This is a genomic window from Porphyrobacter sp. AAP82 (assembly GCF_000331285.1).
Classification (GTDB): domain Bacteria; phylum Pseudomonadota; class Alphaproteobacteria; order Sphingomonadales; family Sphingomonadaceae; genus Erythrobacter.
In genome coordinates, this window is record NZ_ANFX01000024.1 from 15,671 (window position 1) to 30,493 (window position 14,823).

Consider the following 14,823-nt stretch of genomic DNA (forward strand, 5'->3'; position numbering starts at 1 on the left):
TCATGGCGCATACAGGTACCGGTTTTTTCGATCGGAAGGGCCATTTCTACAAGACCGCGCGCGAGGCGACGGTGAGCGACCTGGCGGCTTTGCTGGGGCAGATCGGCGAGGGCGAAAGCCTCGCGCCGGGCATCGCCTACATGCTGCTCGAACGCCGCGCCGAAATCGAGCGGCTGTTCGGCGAGCATGATGCCATGCTCGAGGAAGAGGCAGCGATGAAGGCGGCGCGCGGCGCGGAAACGCGCGACAATATCGCCAAGTTGCCGAGCCGCCCGGCTCATTGATTGGCTCAATCCAGTGCCAGATGCAGGCACTGGTTGAAGTCGGTGAGCACATAATCGGCAAAGGCCGGGCCGTTCACGAAACCGCGCCGTCGGTAGAGCGCCAGCGCGGGCTCGAAGACCGGGCCCCTGCCGGTCTCGAGGCCGAGCGTGGCAAGGCCCTCGGCGCGGGCGTGGGCGATGATGGTCTCGAGCAGCGCGGCGGCATACCCCTGCCGCAGGAAATCCGGGTGGGTGCGCATCGACTTGACCTCGCCCGAGCGCGCATCGAGGCGCTTCAAGGCACCGATCGCAGCGATCCGCCCGTCGATCTCGAGAGCCCACACCGTCACCCCCTCGGCCCGCAAGCCGCTCAGGTCGAGCGCGAAGCTGAGGCCGGGCGGCGAGCCTTCGCGCATCGCGCGCTGATGGTAAGTGGCCAGCTCCTGCACCCGGGGATCGTCCAGATCGGCCAGATCGATCCGCATCCTCACCCCTCCACGATTGCCACCGCCCTGATCCACCCCGCACTGGCGCGCTCGATCTTCACCGGAAAGCAGCTCACCATGAAACCGTGGGGCGGCAGGGCGGCGAGGTTCGCCAGCTTCTCGATCTGGTAATAGGGGCGGATGCGCCCGGCCTTGTGGCCTTCCCAGATGATCGCCGGGTCGCGGCTCTCGGCCCAGCGCTTGGCGGTGTGGCTGAAGGGCGCGTCCCAGCTCCAGGCGTCGGTGCCGACCACCTCGATCCCTTGCGCGGTGAGCCACAGGGTCGCCTCGGCGCCGAGGCCCACGCCCTGATCGGTGAAATTGTCGGTGCCGTAGAGCGCGCCCGATTGCACCAGCACGATATCGAGCGGCTGGAGCGTGTAGCCGATCCGCGCCAGTTCCGCCTGCACCTCGGCGGCGCTGACCACATGGCCGTGGGCAAGCGCGCTGAAATCGAGCTTCACGCCGGGGCGGAAAAAGCGGTCGAGCGGGGCCTCGTCGATGCTCGGGGCGGGGCGCGCGCCGCTATCCGTGGTCGAATGGAAATGCCACGGCGCGTCCATGTGGGTGCCGTTGTGGGTGGATAGCACGACGAATTCGACTGCCCAGCCTTCGCCATCGGGCAGGTCCTCGCGGCGAAGGCCGGGGAAGAACATCGCGATCTGTTCCCACGTGGTCTCGTGGGTCATGTAGGTGACGCGGGGCCGCATCACCTCGGGATCGGAGACCACATCGTTGGTGATCGGGATCGAGAGGTCGATGAAACGGGTCATCCGGCCAGTTCCTCGTCCATGAAGGCGGCGATGTCGGCAAGGTCGACATCGCGCGCCACATAGGCCTCGCCCAGCGCGCGCAGCAGGAGGAAGGGCAGGGTGCGCCCTTCCGCCTTCTTGTCATGGCGCATGTGATCGACGAGGGCAGCGCCGTCGCAGGCGAGGCCGAGCGCGGGGAGCGCGGCCGGCAGCCTCGCCTCCGCAATCGCCGCCGTCGCCCGGGCGGCATCCCCGGCGGAAATCTCGCCCCGCCGCGCCGAATATTTCGCCGCCAGCACCATGCCCAAGGCAACCGCCTCGCCATGCAGCAGGCGTTCGGAAAAGCCGGTCTCGGCCTCCAGCGCATGGCCGAAAGTGTGGCCCAAATTGAGCAGCGCGCGAAGGTCGAGCGTCTCGCGCTCGTCGGCCGCCACGATGCGGGCCTTCATCGCGATGCTGGTGGCGACGGCGTGTTCGAGGGCGGCGGGCTCGCGGGCGAGCACTCTGTCGCCGTTCGCCTCGAGCCAGGCGAAGAAGGCCGCATCGCCGAGCAGGCCGTATTTCAGAACCTCGGCGAAGCCTGCGCGCATTTCGCGGTCCGGCAGGCTGCCCAGCACCAGCGGGTCGATCAGCACCTGCGAGGGCTGGTGGAAGGCGCCGATCAGGTTCTTGCCGGCGGCCGTGTTGATCGCGGTCTTGCCGCCGACCGAGCTGTCGACCTGTGCCAGCAGGGTTGTCGGCAATTGCACGAAGCCCACCCCGCGCTTCACCACCGAGCAGGCAAAGCCGACGAGATCGCCGACCACGCCCCCGCCCAAAGCAAACACATGGTCCTTGCGGGTGACGCCCAGCGCCAGCAGCCAGTCGCACAGCTTTTGCAGCACGCCCCAGGTCTTGGCGTCCTCGCCCGGCGCGACCACGAACCAATCGGCGGCAAGCCCGTGCGCGGCGAGATGCGCATCGATCCGTGCGGCGAAGAGCCGGTGGGTGTGGGTGTCGGCAACGAAAGGCACAGGCCGCTCAGGGCCATATCCCTTGAGGAACGGCGCGGCAGTCTCGGCGAGGCGGGTGAGCAGGCCCTCCTCGATCACCACCTCATAAGCGCGCCCGGCCAGAGCGACGGGGATTACAGCCATTGATCAATCGCCTCGATGATCGCGCGCGCGGTGTCGGCGTGGGGGCCGGTCTCGCTGCGCACGCGGATATGCGCCTCGCCGTAGAACGGCGCGCGCTCGCGCGCCAGCCGGGTGAGGATTTCCCTGGGGTCGCCCTGCTTCAGGAGCGGACGGTTGCCGCGGCGCGCGGTGCGCTCGACCAGCGTGTCGATGTCGCAATCGATCCACACCGCGATGCCCTTCTCGAGCACCGCTGCGCGCGTCTGCGGATCGACGAAGGCACCGCCGCCGGTCGCGATCACGCCGTGGCCCTCGGCGAGCAGGCGGGCGATCACGCGGCGTTCCCCGTCGCGGAAATGGGCCTCGCCAAAGGCCTCGAAGATTTCGGGGATCGAGCGCTGGGCAGCCTCGGCGATGGCATCGTCGGCATCCACGAAGTCACGGCCCAGGAGGCCCGCAAGCTTCTTGCCGACCGTCGACTTGCCCACGCCCATCAGCCCCACCAGCACCACCGGGCGCGCGATGCGCGCGGCGATGGCGGCGATATCGCGATCATGGGGGGAGGGGCACGCGGCGGACATTGCCGCAAGGCCTATAGATGGGCTAGGGCACGCGCAATATGGCAAACTCGCGGCAAGAGCGTCTGACCCCCGGCGGTTTCGAGCGGTCTCCCCTTAAGCGGGGCGCGGGGCGCTGGCCGTGGCTGGCGGGCTTTGCCGTGTCCGGCCTGCTGGCGCTGGCGTGGTTTGACGGGGGCGAGAAGGCGCTGCGGCCGATCGCACAGGATGTGGCGCTACCGGAGCAGGGGCAATGACCGCACGCAGGCACAGGTTCGGCATGGGCGTGCTCGCCACCGGCGTCGCCGGCGCGCTGGGCGCTGCGGGGCTCGCAGGCCTGGCGATGGCGCAGGGCAAGCCCGAATCGCTGCTGCCGCCCGGGTTCGACGATCCCGCGCCCGCACCGAGTCCCCGCCAGAGCTCGCAGCCCCGTCCCGGCCAGAACCAGCCGCCCGCGCAAGGGCAGCAGCCACCCGCCCAGCCGGGCGCCGCGGCGGTGCCGGGCGCGGCGATCGATCCGGCGAGCCTGCCCCCGCTGCCCGCGATCAGCCGCGAGGATCTGGCGCGCCTGCCGAGCCTCGAGCAACTCGAGAACATGTCGACCGAGGAGCTCGACCAGCTGCTCGGCCTGAAGCCCAGGAGCGACATGCCCGCCGGCGCACAGCGCGCGCTGACCCGCGTCGGGGTGCTGGCGGTGGACGAAGGCGGGCTGCCGCCGGTGGCGCTCGCCAACCAGTCGGACAAGCTGGTGCGCGCGGTGCTGGCTGGCACGCAGGGCCCGCTGGTGTCGCGCTGGGGGCATATTCTCCTGCGCCGTGCGCTGGCGAGCCGGCTGGCCGCGCCGCTCGGCATGGACCCGGCCGAGTTTGCGGCGCTGCGGGTCGGCGTGCTCAACCGCCTGGGCGAATTCGCGCTCGCGCGGGCGGTGGTGCAGGATATCGATACCGCCAACTGGTCGCCCGCGCTCACCCAGGAGGCGCTCGGTGCCTATCTGGGGAGCGGCGACATCACCGGGGCCTGCCCTGCGGTGCGGCTCCAGGGCTCGCAGCGGCAGGATGGCGAGTGGGTCATGTGGCAGGCGATCTGCAACGCCTATGCGGGCGAGAGCGCGCTGGCCGCGACCCAGCTTGACCGGGCACTGTTCCGCGGCGCGGCGCCGCGCGTCGATGTGTTGCTGGCGCGGCGCTTTGCGGGCGCGGCGGGGCGCGGCAACCGCGGGGTGAATATCGAGTGGCAGGGGGTCGATGACCTCAACCCGTGGCGCTTCGGCCTAGCCAACGCGGTGGGCGAGCCGCTGCCGGGCGGGCTGCTCGACAATGCCTTGAAGGCGCGCGGCGGGGCCTATTACGCCCGCAGCGGCGCGCTGCTGCCGATGCTGCCCGCCGCCCAGCGCGCCGCCTTTGCCGGACGCGCCGCGCGCGAGGGGATCATGTCGGCCGATGCGATGGTCGATCTCTATGCCGAGGTCTATGCCGATCCTGCTGCCAGCGGCGATCCCGACACCCATGCCGCCGCCCTGCGCGAAGCCTATCTCGCCACCGACCCCGCCGACCGGATCGCCGCGATGCAGCGCCTGTGGGCGGACGGCGCGAAGCTGGGCGGGGGAGATGGCTACGGTGCGCGCGTGCTGACCGCCTATGCCGCCGCGCGCATCCCCGCCGCTGCCGAGAACGCGGGCGCGGCGGGCGACCTCATCGCCGCAATGCTCGCCGCCGGGCTCGATCGCAACGCGGGTCGCTGGCGGACGGTGGTCGAGGAAGGCTCGATGGGCTGGGCGCTGATCGCCCTCACCGCGACCGACACCGCCGCCATCGGCCAGGGTGGGGTCGAGAAGTTCATGGGCGATGACGCGAGCGATGAGCAGCGAAAGTCCGCCTTCCTCGTCGCCGGGCTTGCCGGGCTCGGCAAGCTGACCGAGGGCGATGCTGGCGCGCTGGCGAGCGATCTGGGCGTCGATCTGGCGCGCAAGACCCGCTGGACCGCCGTCATTTCCCGCGCCGCTGAGGTCGGCAATCCGGCGCTGGTGACGCTGCTCGCGGGGCTGGGGATGCAGGGGACGAGCTGGTCGCAGATGACCCCGCTGCACCTCTACCACATCACCGCCGCGCTGACCCGCGTGGGGCTGGTGGCCGAGGCCCGGATGATCGCCGCCGAGGCCGTCGCGCGGGGCTAGAGCACTTCCCCACGATCCCGGATCACCCTGACGGAGCCGAATTTTGCCCGGCGCGCGAAGAGAGGAGGGAGCCATGCAGAAGCATAGTGACCGACGATCGGCGTGGCGCTGGGCAAAAATCGGCCCGCCTCTTTCGGGTTGCACCACGAAGCCCGCGGGCTGCGTCACGGCACTTGCAGGGGCAACCAGCCCCTGCTGCGCGCCGTTCCTACCGTGCGGGCTTCCTGGCGCAAGCAGGATGAACCGGGATCGTGGGGAAGTGCTCTGATGTCCGCCAGCACCGAGGCGTTCCTCGCCATGCTGGCGGCCGAGCGCGGCGCGGCGCTCAACACGCTCGCCGCCTATCGCCGCGATCTCGAACAGGCCGAGGAGGCGATCGGCGATCTGGCTGCGGCCGATCGTGACGCCGTTGCCAGCCTTGCGGGCGAATGGGCGAGGCTCGCCCCTGCCAGCGCGGCGCGCAAGGCCTCGGCGCTACGGCAATTTTTCGGCTTTGCCATCGACGAGGGCTGGCGGGCCGACGATCCCTCGGGCGCGCTGCCTGCACCGCGTTTGAGGCGCCCGCTTCCCAAGGTCATGGGCCACGACCAGATCGCCGCCCTGTTCGCCCGCGCCGAGGAGGAGGCCGCGGGCGACGATCCCAAGGCGGTGCGGCTGCTCGCGCTTGTCGAGCTGCTCTACGGATCGGGCCTGCGCGCGACCGAACTGGTCAGCCTGCCGGTCATCGCCGTGCCGCGCGATGCGCCGTTGCTGACGGTGACGGGCAAGGGCGGGACAAGCCGGATGGTGCCGGTGGGCGCGCGCGCGCTGGAAGCGGTGAGCCGCTGGCTTGCCCTGCGCCCGGCATCGCCGCCTTCACGCTACCTGTTCCCCTCGGGCAAGACCGGGCACCTCTCGCGGGTCCGCCTGTTCCAGTTGCTCAAGGCGCTGGCGGGCAGGGCGGGGCTCGATCCTGCCGGCATCAGCCCGCATGTGCTGCGCCATGCCTTTGCCACGCACCTTCTGGAAGGCGGCGCGGACCTGCGCGTCCTGCAAAAGCTGCTCGGCCATGCGGACATTTCCACCACCCAGATCTACACGCATGTCGATGCCGCGCGCCTCGTTGCCCTCGTCAATTCCCGTCATCCGCTTGCAACCCGCACAACATCCGACTAGCGCCGGGCGATGATTTCCTACCTCGATTTCGAGAAGCCGGTCGCCGCCCTCGAGGAACGCATCGCGCAGCTGCGCAGCGTCAACGCGCTGCATGATGTCGATGTCGCCAGCGAGATCGGCCGGCTCGAGACCAAGAGCGCCGAATTGCTGGCGAGCACCTATGCCTCGCTCTCGCCCTGGCAGAAGACACAGGTGGCGCGGCACCCGCAGCGTCCGCATTTCCGCGACTATGTCGCCCATGCTTTCAGCGACTTCATGCCGCTGGGCGGTGACCGGCTCTATGCCGATGACCTTGCGATCATGGGCGGCTTTGCACGGCTGGGCGAACGGCGCGTGATGCTGATCGGTCACGAAAAGGGCCACGACACCAAGACGCGCATCGCTCACAATTTCGGGATGGGCAAGCCCGAGGGCTACCGCAAGGCGATCCGCCTGATGGAACTGGCGAGCCGATTCGGCCTGCCGGTGGTGACGCTGGTCGACACCTCGGGCGCCTTCCCCGGCATCGAAGCCGAAGAACGCGGCCAGGCCGAGGCAATCGCGCGCGCGACCGAGGCGTGCCTTGCACTGCGCGTGCCGATGGTCGCCGCGATCGTCGGCGAGGGCGGCTCGGGCGGGGCGGTCGCGCTGGCCAGCGCCAACCGGGTGCTGATGCTGGAACATGCGGTCTATTCGGTGATCTCGCCCGAAGGCTGCGCCTCGATCCTGTGGCGCACCTCGGAAAGGGCGGCAGATGCGGCGCAGGCGATGAAGGTCACCGCGCAGGATCTGAAGCGGATCAATGTCATCGACCGCATCGTCAAGGAGCCCCTCGGCGGTGCCCACCGCGATTCCGTAGCAGCCGCGCGGCTGCTCGGGCAGGCGCTTGCCGAAGAGGTCGATGCGCTCGCGCCCAAGAGCGCCGAACAACTGGTGGCCGCGCGAGAAGCCCGCTTCCTCGCGATCGGCGGCTGACCGGCAAACGCAGGTTAAGGTTCCGTCTGCCACCTCCCTGATGCATGAAGCATGTCCGACAGGCTGCGGGACAGCAGCAAGGGACAGGCGGAAAGGGACGGAAAAGACAATGGCACGTATGACACGCAAGGCGCTCGCCTTCGGGGTCGCCTCGGCGGCGCTGGCGGGGTGCATGACCGCCGATGCGAAGATCCCCACCAACGCAACCCCGATCACCCCTGCCGAAGCCAGGCAGGGCGCCGAATATCACCCGCAGCTGCTCGCCGAATTCGGCGGGGCGATGACCGGCCCGCACGCGACCTATGTCGAACAGGTCGGCAAGAATATCGCGGTGCAATCCGGGCTCGGCAATGCGCGCGAGAGCTTTACCGTCAGCCTCCTCAATTCGCCGGTCAACAATGCCTTCGCGATCCCCGGCGGCTATATCTACACCACCCGCCAGCTGGTGAGCCTGATGAACAGCGAGGCGGAGCTGGCCGCGGTGCTCGGGCACGAGGTCGGCCATGTCGCCGCGCGCCATTCGCAGCGGCGCCAGAAGGCGGCCACCACCAACACGCTGCTGGGGCTGGGCGGGGCGATCCTGTCGGGCCTGCTCTTGGGCGATTCGGGGCTGGGGCAGACCCTGTCGCGCACCTTCCTGCAAGGCTCGCAGCTCTTGACCCTCAAGTTCAGCCGCAAGCAGGAGCTGGAGGCGGACGGGCTCGGGATCGAGTATCTCGGCAAGGCCGGCTATGACCGGCGCGCGATGGGCACGGTGCTGGCAAGCCTTGCCGCGCAGAACGCGCTCGACGCGCGGCTTTCGGGGCAGGATGCGAGCGTTCCCGAATGGGCCTCGACCCACCCCAATCCGGCCAGCCGCGTCCAGAGCGCGCTCGCCAAGGCGGGCGCCACTGCGCCGGCAGCGGGCGCAGCGATCGCCAACCGCGACACCTTCCTCGCCCGGATTGACGGGCTGCGATACGGCGATGATCCGGCGCAGGGCGTGATCGAGGGCAGCACCTTCATCCACCCCGACCTGCGCCTCGCCTTCACCGCGCCCCAGGGCTTCTACATGGTCAACGGCACGCGCGCGGTGAGCATCCAGGGGCAGAGCGGCAAGGCGCAGATGACGACGGCTGCCTATAGCGGGGACCTCGAGGCCTATGTGCGCAGCGCCTTTTCGGCAGCGGGCGGGCAGAACAGCACGCTCGCGCCGCAGACGATCGAACGGACCACGGTCAATGGCCTTCCGGCGGTGATCGGCACGGCGCGGGTCAACAACGGCAGTTCGCCGGTCGATCTGGTGGTCATCGCCTATGAGTTCGCGCGCGATCAGGCCTTCCACTTCGTCGCCATTGCGCCGGCCGGCCGGGCGACGACCTTCAATCCAATGTTCCAGTCGATGCGGCGGATCTCCGCCGCCGAAGCGGGCGCGGTGGTGCCGAGGAAGCTCCAGGTGGTGACGGTGACCCGCACCGATACGGTCGCCAGCCTGGCACGGCGCATGGCTTATGATACAGCGCAGGAAGAGCGCTTCCGGGTGCTCAATGCGCTGAGCGGAACGGCGAGCGTGACCCCGGGCCAGAAGGTCAAGCTGGTGGTGCGCGGGAAATAGGCGAGCTGCCTGTTTGCGGCCAACCACGGCAGGGTCTGCACCGGGCGCCGGCGCGGGGGAGGAAACAAAAACGGCGGGGATCGCTCCCCGCCGTTCTTGCCGGTTCCCCTGAGCTGAAAGCTTAGGCGGTCGTGCCCTTCGACATCTTGGTGTTGACGTTGCTGAAGGTGCCCGACAGGGTCGAGCCGAGGTTGGTCATCGCGGTGATCGCGGCAACGGCGATCAGCGCAGCGATCAGGCCGTATTCGATGGCGGTGGCACCTTGCTGGTCCCGGACGAGGCGCTTGAAGAAGGTCATGAGTTGGTCTCCTGGCTGGGCATTTGTAAAGCTTTCGAGCCGCCTGGTCTTGGGCGGTCCGACGTAAAATTATCCGACACTCATTGATAAATGACTAACTTTTCGACAATTCGCCGGTAACCACAAGTTGCGGCGCAAGAACGGGTTGTGCAGTGCGCGCAATGCGGGGCGGAGCGGCGCGCGTGCGGGGCACTGCGGGTGGCATTGCCTGCTGCAACGCTTGTTCTGCGGTGGTGCTGAAAGCGGCCGGGCGGCCGTGCCGGGGGCAATGGGCGTGTGTGGCTCCTGGCGGAGCGCAGGAGCGGGCCACGCCCGATGGGGCGATGATCAGGCCGTGCCCTCCGGACAAAGAAAAACGGCGGGGATTGCTCCCCGCCGTCGTTCTTTTTGCCTGAGGCCGTCGCTTACGCGGTGGTGCCCTTGGTCATGTTGGTGTTCACGTTGGTGAACGTGCCCGACAGGGTCGAGCCGAGGTTGGTCATGGCGGTGATCGCGGCGACGGCGATCAGAGCGGCGATCAGGCCGTATTCGATGGCGGTGGCGCCCTGTTCGTCGCGGACGAGGTTCTTGAAGAAGGTCATGTCTAGTCTCCTGGTTTGGTCTTCGGTACCCGTGCCCCCCTGTGTCGCGGCGGGCTGACTTTAATTAGACTGCCAGTTGTTGAGAAATTCCTAACTCGGCGGTGTCCGTCGAATTTTTATTTCACCATGGCAGCCATACTCTTGCTTTGAACGCTGTCCCACATGTTGTTGGTCGTCGTGGCAACACCCTGGAGTGCGGCAATCATGGCGATCACAACGAGCGAGACGATCAGTCCGTATTCGATAGCGGTGGCCCCCGACTGGTCGTCGACAAGCCTTTTCAAGAATGTCGACAGCATCGTGGAACCCTCTACGTCCTGCGTTCTGACGTGGCCGAGAATCGGGCGAAAACGTTAACAATGGGTTGATGGGGGGCGGGCGGATGGAAAGAATACCGACATGACGATGGCCTGGATCGCAGTGGTGGCGGGCGCCCTTCAGCGCGGCGATGGCCTGTGGCTGATGCACCGGCGGCCTGAAGGAAAGCATCATGCCGGCCTATGGGAATTCCCGGGGGGCAAGGTCGAACCTGCCGAAATGCCCGCCGACGCCCTGGTGCGCGAACTGGGCGAGGAACTGGCAATCGCCTGCAAGGTCAATGACCTCGCGCCTTGCGGCTTTGCCGAAACCGCAGGGGAAGCGGGCAGCGGCGCACTGGTGCTCCTGCTCTACCGGCTCACCGGCTGGCAGGGCGAGCCGCAGGCGATCGAGGGCGGCGCAGTGGGGTGGTTCACCCCTGAACAGATCGCCGTGCTGCCCAAACCGCCGGTCGACACGGCGCTCGCCGCACGGCTCTTTCAATTTCGCTGATTCGCGAGCGAACCCACTTGCCAAGCCCGACAGGCGCCCCTAAAGGGCCCCCCTCAGCGCGCACCCGTAGCTCAGCTGGATAGAGCACCAGACTACGAATCTGGGGGTCAGAGGTTCGAATCCTTTCGGGTGCGCCAACAAAACAGCCGGTCCCATCGGGGCCGGCTTTTTTGGTGGCGGACCATGAGATATGGCGAAGCCGGCATGCCGCCCCCCTTCAATCCTCCACGCTGTCCTCGAGCGCGTGCATGTCATCGTCCGACAGACCGAAATGGTGGCCGGCCTCGTGGATCACCACATGGCGCACCAGCGCGGCAAAACCGACACCGGTGTCCTCCATCTCGGCAAGCAGCGGCTGGCGGAACAGGGTGATGACGGGCGGCAGTCCCTCGCTGTCCCACTGCGTCCTCTCGGTGAGCGGCACGCCTTCGTAGAGCCCGGTCAGATCATAGGGGTCCCCGATCCCCAGCGAATCAAGCTGTTCCGCGCTTGCGAACTCCTCCACCCTGAGCGCCACGCCCGCAAGCTCGCGGGCGAAGACCTCGGGAAGCCGCGCCAGCACGGCCCGGGCGACGGATTCGAATTCGGCAGCAGAAGGCGCGCGCATGGCGGATTTGCGTCCTTTCGGGGACATGAGGGGATGAATTGCGGAAAATGCCGATTACATTTGCACAGGTGGTGTCGGCATCCATCGGCTGCAATCGGCGTATCTTGGCGGAACGTCTCGGAATGTCGATGGTTGACGTCACTCGGGATCGACAGGCGAGGGGGCTCGATCAAGAGCCGATGAGTGAAGAAAGACCAGGCACCATGAATCATATCACCGCCCACGATCACGACGACGTGTTCGATCCGGAAAACCCGCTCGGCAAGCCCGAGGTGCCCGAACATGTGCAGGACGCGATCCGCACGCTGATCGCCTGGGCGGGGGACGATCCCTCGCGCGAGGGCCTGCTCGACACCCCCAAGCGCGTGGGCCGCGCGTGGCTCGAATATTGCGAGGGTTACCGCGAGGACCCGGCGATCCACCTCACGCGGCAGTTCACCGAGGTGGGCGGGTATGACGAGATCGTGCTCCTGAAGGACATTCCCTTCCAGTCGCATTGCGAACATCACATGGCCCCGATCGTCGGCAAGGCGGCGATCGCCTATCTGCCGAGGAACAAGGTCGTCGGCATCTCCAAGCTCGCGCGGGTGCTGCACGGCTATGCCAACCGCTTGCAGATCCAGGAGCGCCTCACCGCCGAGGTCGCGCAGTGCATCTGGGACCATCTCGACCCGCACGGCGTTGCCGTGGTGGTTGAGGCCGAGCACGGCTGCATGACCGGACGCGGCGTCAAGACCCACGGGGTGGGCATGGTCACCAGCCGCATCCTCGGCTGTTTTCTCGAAGACCATCGCAGCCGCAAGGAAGTGATGAGCCTGATGGGCTACTGACACCGCCCTTCGCCGCGCCGCGCCCGGACGAGGGTGCGGTGCGGCAGGCCGTGTGGTCCGCGTGGTGATATAGCATATCGCGTTCTTGGCCGCCCGCGCGCCGCCTGCTAATCCTGCGTTGTCCGACGGCCAACAAGGCCGCGACATGCAGGAGAGACCATGATGAAAAAGCTCCTCTTGAGCGCAGCCGTGCTCGCCGCCAGCCTTGCCGCGCCTGCGCTGGCGCTGGAGCACGAGGTGGTGATCGACCACGCCGAGGGGCCGATTGCGGCCGATTACAAAGGTACGGTGACGGTCGCGACGCGCCAGGTGGGCACTGCCGGTGCCCCCGGTCGGCCGAGCACGCTGTCCTGCCGGTGGACCGCAAGGCTCGAGGTAGAGCGGGTCGCAACCGTGGGCGCGGTGTTCCGCTCGCAGCGCATCCTTGCGCAGGACAAGGTGGCGAGCGGCTTGCGCCCCGGCTGGTGCGAGACCCAGACAAAGGCGATCGACCGCGTGGTGGCGGCGCGCCGCGACGCTTTCCGCAGCGCCATGCTCGCGCTGGTCGAACAGGACCGCACCGCACTCCTTGCCGAGGCCGACAGCGCGGCGGGCAGCACCCGCAGCTGAGCTGCGAGGGCCGATACAGGGCACACGCGGGGCGGGGCGATCATGGTCCCGCCCAGCTTTCGCATTTGCGAAAAGAGGCAAAGCCTCATAGCGTTGACGCCCACCTTCCCAGGAGATTGCCGATGCCGCGCATGCCCGCCCGCCCGCTTGTGTTTGCTGCCGCGCTTGCTGCCGGACTTGCCGCCTGTTCGGGAGGGGATGCCACCGAAACCGCCGCCACCAAGCCGGCAGGCGAGGTGCCGCCGGTGATCGCGGAGCGGCAGGAGAACTTCAAGGCGATTGGCGCGGCCTTCAAGGCGGTGCGCGGCGAGCTCGATCGCGATGCGCCCGATTTTGCGACCATCGCCGCCAAGGCGAGCCTCATCAACGCGCGCGCAGGGCAGATCGCGAATCACTTCCCCGCCGGCACCAGCACCGAAGACGGCTTCAAGACCGAGGCGCTCCCGGCAATCTGGAAGACGCCCGCGGAGTTCAAGGCCGCCGCGCAGATGCTGGTCGATGAAAGCGCCAAGCTGGCGAGCCTCGCGCCGGGCGGCGACAAGGCGGCGATCGGTGCGCAGGCGATGGCGATGGGCGGGGCCTGCAAGGGCTGTCACGACAAGTTCCGGCTCGACGACGAGAAGTAACCGGTGAACGACACCCGGCTGCCGCGCGCAGGCCTTTCCCCCGATGTCAGCGTGTGGGACCCGCTGCTGCGGATCGTCCACTGGAGCTTCCCGCTGCTGATCCCGGCCCTGTGGTGGACGGCCGAGAACGACAAGTGGGCGCTCCACAAGCGCCTGGGGCTGGTGCTGCTGGGCCTCCTGGTGTTCCGCCTGCTGTGGGGCTTTGCCGGGCCGCAGACGGCGCGGTTTGCGCAATTCGTGAAGGGGCCGCGCGCGGTGCTCGCTTACTTGCGCGGGGACAAGGCGGCCGGACCGGCCATCGGCCATTCGCCGCTCGGCGGGTGGAGCACGATGGTGCTGCTGGCCGCGATGCTGCTTCAGGCGAGCCTCGGACTGTTCGCGGGCGATCCCTTCGACGGGACCACCGGGCCGCTCAACCCGCTGGTGGGCGCGGCGCTTGCGGACGCGATCACCGAAGGGCACGAGACCCTGTTCTGGGTGATCGCCGGACTGGTGGGCCTGCACCTTGCCGCGATCTGCTTCTATGCCGCGAAGGGCGATGATCTGTTGAGCCCGATGATCGGCGGCAGCCGCCCGCCCATGGCAGGGGTTGCGGGAATAGGCCCGGTGCCGTGGACAAGGGGGCTGCTCGCCTGCGGCCTCGCCGGAGCGCTTGCGCTGTGGGTGGCCTACGGCGCGCCGCCGCTGACCTGACGCAAAAGGGGCGCACCCCGCTGCCGGGATGCGCCCCCTTTCTCTGGACGTTCCGAAGGGCTCACAGCTGGCCGAGCATGTGCTCTGCGCTCGAGACCTTGAAGTCGCCCGGTTCCTCGACGTTGAGCTGTTCGACCACGCCATCGTTGATGACCATCGAGAAACGCTGGCCGCGCTTGCCCAGGCCAAAGCCCGAGCCGTCCATGGTGAGGCCGATCGCCTCGACGAAATCGGCGTTGCCATCGGCGAGCATGGTGATGTCCTCGCTGCCCGCGTGCTTGTTCCAGGCGCCCATCACGAAGGCATCATTGACCGCGGTGCCGACGATCTCGTCGACGCCCTTCGCCTTCAATTCGGCGGCCTTCTCGACGAAGCCGGGCAGGTGCTTGGCCGAGCAGGTCGGGGTGAAGGCGCCCGGGACCGAGAACAGCGCGACGCGCTTGCCCGCGAAGTAGTCCGAGGATTTGACCGGCTGCGGGCCTTGCGCGGTAGCCTTGATGAGAGTGACTTCGGGAAGCTTGTCGCCAACGGAGATGGTCATTGCGGGGGTATCCTCTCGTTAAGGGAGTCTGGGCGGGGTGGGTGCCGTGGCTCTCTATCGCGGCGCGGGGCGAGGGGCAACAAATAGACATATAAAGATAAGTTTATATTTGCCTCACGGGCCATGTGCCGCTAGGGGGGCTGTCGCATCAACAGACAGCCCGCCTGCGCGGGTGTGTAT

Annotated in this window: 20 protein-coding genes and 1 tRNA gene; 12 read left to right on the forward strand and 9 right to left on the reverse strand. The window is 68.0% G+C overall.

Going from position 1 to position 14,823, the window contains the following annotated elements:
• Window positions 1-2: 2 nt before the first annotated feature.
• Complete coding sequence (locus D620_RS0107570) at window positions 3-284, forward strand: hypothetical protein (RefSeq protein WP_033376434.1); 282 nt, start codon at window positions 3-5, stop codon at window positions 282-284.
• Window positions 285-289: 5 nt separating this feature from the next.
• Here the strand turns inward: D620_RS0107570 and D620_RS0107575 are convergent, their stop codons facing one another.
• The 4 genes from D620_RS0107575 to D620_RS0107590 are packed head-to-tail and all read right to left on the reverse strand — an operon-like array spanning window position 290 to window position 3,196.
• Window positions 290-748 (reverse strand): GNAT family N-acetyltransferase, encoded by a 459-nt coding sequence (locus D620_RS0107575; protein WP_017665197.1) that lies wholly within the window; start codon window positions 746-748, stop codon window positions 290-292.
• Between the two features lie 2 nt (window positions 749-750).
• A complete protein-coding gene (locus D620_RS0107580; protein WP_017665198.1) occupies window positions 751-1,521 on the reverse strand; it encodes a cyclase family protein in 771 nt (256 codons plus the stop codon).
• Window positions 1,518-2,636 carry a 3-dehydroquinate synthase gene (gene aroB, locus D620_RS0107585; protein WP_017665199.1) on the reverse strand — a complete coding sequence of 373 codons (1,119 nt, stop codon included), beginning with the start codon at window positions 2,634-2,636 and terminating at the stop codon, window positions 1,518-1,520. Before aroB ends, D620_RS0107580 begins: the two co-directional genes overlap by 4 nt.
• Window positions 2,627-3,196 (reverse strand): shikimate kinase, encoded by a 570-nt coding sequence (locus D620_RS0107590; RefSeq protein ID WP_017665200.1) that lies wholly within the window; start codon window positions 3,194-3,196, stop codon window positions 2,627-2,629. Before D620_RS0107590 ends, aroB begins: the two co-directional genes overlap by 10 nt.
• Before the next feature lie 38 nt (window positions 3,197-3,234).
• On the opposite strand from D620_RS0107590, the gene D620_RS0107595 reads away from it, so the two are divergent.
• The 5 genes from D620_RS0107595 to D620_RS0107615 all read left to right on the forward strand — a co-directional run bounded on the left by D620_RS0107595 (window position 3,235) and on the right by D620_RS0107615 (window position 9,048).
• A complete protein-coding gene (locus tag D620_RS0107595) occupies window positions 3,235-3,429 on the forward strand; it encodes a hypothetical protein (RefSeq protein WP_017665201.1) in 195 nt (64 codons plus the stop codon).
• Window positions 3,426-5,345: a hypothetical protein gene (locus D620_RS0107600; RefSeq protein WP_155800071.1), complete on the forward strand. Its 1,920-nt coding sequence runs from the start codon at window positions 3,426-3,428 to the stop codon at window positions 5,343-5,345. Before D620_RS0107595 ends, D620_RS0107600 begins: the two co-directional genes overlap by 4 nt.
• A gap of 267 nt (window positions 5,346-5,612) precedes the next feature.
• The gene (locus tag D620_RS0107605) at window positions 5,613-6,500 is read left to right on the forward strand and encodes a tyrosine recombinase (RefSeq protein WP_017665203.1); all 888 of its coding nucleotides are present in this window, start codon (window positions 5,613-5,615) and stop codon (window positions 6,498-6,500) included.
• A gap of 9 nt (window positions 6,501-6,509) precedes the next feature.
• A complete protein-coding gene (locus D620_RS0107610) occupies window positions 6,510-7,454 on the forward strand; it encodes an acetyl-CoA carboxylase carboxyltransferase subunit alpha (protein ID WP_017665204.1) in 945 nt (314 codons plus the stop codon).
• A 118-nt stretch (window positions 7,455-7,572) separates the two neighbouring features.
• Window positions 7,573-9,048, forward strand: a complete 1,476-nt coding sequence (locus tag D620_RS0107615) for a M48 family metalloprotease (protein ID WP_017665205.1) — start codon at window positions 7,573-7,575, stop codon at window positions 9,046-9,048.
• A gap of 121 nt (window positions 9,049-9,169) precedes the next feature.
• On the opposite strand, the gene D620_RS0107620 is transcribed toward D620_RS0107615, so the two are convergent.
• From D620_RS0107620 to D620_RS0107630, 3 genes are all read right to left on the reverse strand, one after another.
• Complete coding sequence (locus D620_RS0107620) at window positions 9,170-9,346, reverse strand: Flp family type IVb pilin (protein WP_017665206.1); 177 nt, start codon at window positions 9,344-9,346, stop codon at window positions 9,170-9,172.
• A 404-nt stretch (window positions 9,347-9,750) separates the two neighbouring features.
• Window positions 9,751-9,927: a Flp family type IVb pilin gene (locus D620_RS0107625; RefSeq protein WP_017665207.1), complete on the reverse strand. Its 177-nt coding sequence runs from the start codon at window positions 9,925-9,927 to the stop codon at window positions 9,751-9,753.
• A 116-nt stretch (window positions 9,928-10,043) separates the two neighbouring features.
• A complete protein-coding gene (locus tag D620_RS0107630) occupies window positions 10,044-10,226 on the reverse strand; it encodes a Flp family type IVb pilin (RefSeq protein ID WP_017665208.1) in 183 nt (60 codons plus the stop codon).
• 100 nt (window positions 10,227-10,326) lie between these two features.
• Between D620_RS0107630 and D620_RS0107635 the strand changes: the two genes are divergently transcribed.
• Together D620_RS0107635 and D620_RS0107640 are read left to right on the forward strand one after the other, a co-directional pair.
• Window positions 10,327-10,737: a (deoxy)nucleoside triphosphate pyrophosphohydrolase gene (locus D620_RS0107635; protein WP_026092031.1), complete on the forward strand. Its 411-nt coding sequence runs from the start codon at window positions 10,327-10,329 to the stop codon at window positions 10,735-10,737.
• A gap of 60 nt (window positions 10,738-10,797) precedes the next feature.
• Window positions 10,798-10,874, forward strand: a tRNA-Arg gene (locus D620_RS0107640).
• An 80-nt stretch (window positions 10,875-10,954) separates the two neighbouring features.
• On the opposite strand, the gene D620_RS0107645 is transcribed toward D620_RS0107640, so the two are convergent.
• Window positions 10,955-11,344: a metallopeptidase family protein gene (locus D620_RS0107645; protein WP_017665210.1), complete on the reverse strand. Its 390-nt coding sequence runs from the start codon at window positions 11,342-11,344 to the stop codon at window positions 10,955-10,957.
• Window positions 11,345-11,547: 203 nt separating this feature from the next.
• Between D620_RS0107645 and folE the strand changes: the two genes are divergently transcribed.
• From folE to D620_RS0107665, 4 genes are all read left to right on the forward strand, one after another.
• Window positions 11,548-12,174, forward strand: a complete 627-nt coding sequence (folE, locus tag D620_RS0107650) for a GTP cyclohydrolase I FolE (RefSeq protein WP_017665211.1) — start codon at window positions 11,548-11,550, stop codon at window positions 12,172-12,174.
• A 159-nt stretch (window positions 12,175-12,333) separates the two neighbouring features.
• Entirely contained in the window at window positions 12,334-12,783 is a 450-nt protein-coding gene (locus D620_RS14910) for a hypothetical protein (RefSeq protein ID WP_017665212.1), read from the forward strand.
• A 122-nt stretch (window positions 12,784-12,905) separates the two neighbouring features.
• Entirely contained in the window at window positions 12,906-13,409 is a 504-nt protein-coding gene (locus D620_RS14915; RefSeq protein ID WP_017665213.1) for a c-type cytochrome, read from the forward strand.
• A 3-nt stretch (window positions 13,410-13,412) separates the two neighbouring features.
• Window positions 13,413-14,102: a cytochrome b/b6 domain-containing protein gene (locus D620_RS0107665; protein WP_017665214.1), complete on the forward strand. Its 690-nt coding sequence runs from the start codon at window positions 13,413-13,415 to the stop codon at window positions 14,100-14,102.
• A gap of 61 nt (window positions 14,103-14,163) precedes the next feature.
• On the opposite strand, the gene D620_RS0107670 is transcribed toward D620_RS0107665, so the two are convergent.
• Complete coding sequence (locus D620_RS0107670; protein WP_017665215.1) at window positions 14,164-14,643, reverse strand: peroxiredoxin; 480 nt, start codon at window positions 14,641-14,643, stop codon at window positions 14,164-14,166.
• Between the last annotated feature and the right edge of the window lie 180 nt (window positions 14,644-14,823).

Bases quoted from the DNA above. Each gene is read 5' to 3' on its own strand.
- D620_RS0107570 (WP_033376434.1), top strand. From the start codon at position 3: ATGGCGCATACAGGTACCGGTTTTTTCGATCGGAAGGGCCATTTCTAC.
- D620_RS0107575 (WP_017665197.1), bottom strand. From the start codon at position 748: ATGCGGATCGATCTGGCCGATCTGGACGATCCCCGGGTGCAGGAGCTG.
- D620_RS0107580 (WP_017665198.1), bottom strand. From the start codon at position 1,521: ATGACCCGTTTCATCGACCTCTCGATCCCGATCACCAACGATGTGGTC.
- aroB (WP_017665199.1), bottom strand. From the start codon at position 2,636: ATGGCTGTAATCCCCGTCGCTCTGGCCGGGCGCGCTTATGAGGTGGTG.
- D620_RS0107590 (WP_017665200.1), bottom strand. From the start codon at position 3,196: ATGTCCGCCGCGTGCCCCTCCCCCCATGATCGCGATATCGCCGCCATC.
- D620_RS0107595 (WP_017665201.1), top strand. From the start codon at position 3,235: ATGGCAAACTCGCGGCAAGAGCGTCTGACCCCCGGCGGTTTCGAGCGG.
- D620_RS0107600 (WP_155800071.1), top strand. From the start codon at position 3,426: ATGACCGCACGCAGGCACAGGTTCGGCATGGGCGTGCTCGCCACCGGC.
- D620_RS0107605 (WP_017665203.1), top strand. From the start codon at position 5,613: ATGTCCGCCAGCACCGAGGCGTTCCTCGCCATGCTGGCGGCCGAGCGC.
- D620_RS0107610 (WP_017665204.1), top strand. From the start codon at position 6,510: ATGATTTCCTACCTCGATTTCGAGAAGCCGGTCGCCGCCCTCGAGGAA.
- D620_RS0107615 (WP_017665205.1), top strand. From the start codon at position 7,573: ATGACACGCAAGGCGCTCGCCTTCGGGGTCGCCTCGGCGGCGCTGGCG.
- D620_RS0107620 (WP_017665206.1), bottom strand. From the start codon at position 9,346: ATGACCTTCTTCAAGCGCCTCGTCCGGGACCAGCAAGGTGCCACCGCC.
- D620_RS0107625 (WP_017665207.1), bottom strand. From the start codon at position 9,927: ATGACCTTCTTCAAGAACCTCGTCCGCGACGAACAGGGCGCCACCGCC.
- D620_RS0107630 (WP_017665208.1), bottom strand. From the start codon at position 10,226: ATGCTGTCGACATTCTTGAAAAGGCTTGTCGACGACCAGTCGGGGGCC.
- D620_RS0107635 (WP_026092031.1), top strand. From the start codon at position 10,327: ATGACGATGGCCTGGATCGCAGTGGTGGCGGGCGCCCTTCAGCGCGGC.
- D620_RS0107645 (WP_017665210.1), bottom strand. From the start codon at position 11,344: ATGCGCGCGCCTTCTGCTGCCGAATTCGAATCCGTCGCCCGGGCCGTG.
- folE (WP_017665211.1), top strand. From the start codon at position 11,548: ATGAATCATATCACCGCCCACGATCACGACGACGTGTTCGATCCGGAA.
- D620_RS14910 (WP_017665212.1), top strand. From the start codon at position 12,334: ATGATGAAAAAGCTCCTCTTGAGCGCAGCCGTGCTCGCCGCCAGCCTT.
- D620_RS14915 (WP_017665213.1), top strand. From the start codon at position 12,906: ATGCCGCGCATGCCCGCCCGCCCGCTTGTGTTTGCTGCCGCGCTTGCT.
- D620_RS0107670 (WP_017665215.1), bottom strand. From the start codon at position 14,643: ATGACCATCTCCGTTGGCGACAAGCTTCCCGAAGTCACTCTCATCAAG.